At 44.8% G+C, this 714-nt stretch carries 1 protein-coding gene; it reads left to right on the top strand.

Going from position 1 to position 714, the window contains the following annotated elements:
* On the top strand, window positions 1-714 hold a 714-nt coding region (locus A3738_RS09775; RefSeq protein ID WP_197473770.1), incomplete at both ends, for an acyl-CoA dehydrogenase family protein.

The raw sequence follows: 714 nt of genomic DNA, 5'->3' as shown, positions 1-714 counted from the left end.
CGACGGTTCATACAGCATTACTGGTACGAAGATCTTTATCACAGGTGGTGAAAATGACCTGACTGATAACATCATTCATCTAGTGCTTGCGAAACTTCCGGATGCGCCAGCTGGATCAAAAGGTATTTCTCTTTTCCTAGTGCCGCGTAACAGTGTTGATAACAACGGCGTTGTAGGTGAAAACAATAATGTTACTTGTGGTTCAATCGAACACAAGATGGGTATTAAAGCTTCCGGTACCTGTGTTATGAACTTTGATGGTGCGCAAGGTTGGTTGGTCGGCGAAGTAAACAAAGGTCTTTTGGCTATGTTTACAATGATGAACTACGAACGCTTGAGTGTTGGTATTCAAGGTTTCGCCGCAGCAGAGCGCTCTTACCAAAACGCACGTGAATACGCACTTGATCGTATTCAAGGTCGTGCAGCAACAGGTCCTGTTAATACTGAAAAGCAAGCTGACCCGATTATCGTTCACGCTGACGTTCGTCGTATGCTTCTTACTATGAAGGCTTACACAGAAGGCTCGCGTGCTTTCTCTACCTACGTTGCAAGTTACCTCGACATTGCTAAGTTCTCTGATGATGCCGATCAGATTAAGCATGCAAATGCAATGATTGCACTTCTCACGCCAATCGCTAAAGCATACATGACAGACCGCGCATTAGATTCTTGTGTTGCTGGTCAGCAAGTATTTGGTGGTCATGGCTTTATTCG

The sequence above is a fragment of the Oleiphilus sp. HI0066 genome (genome assembly GCF_001635725.1).
This window is presented reverse-complemented; position numbering and strand designations above follow the sequence as displayed.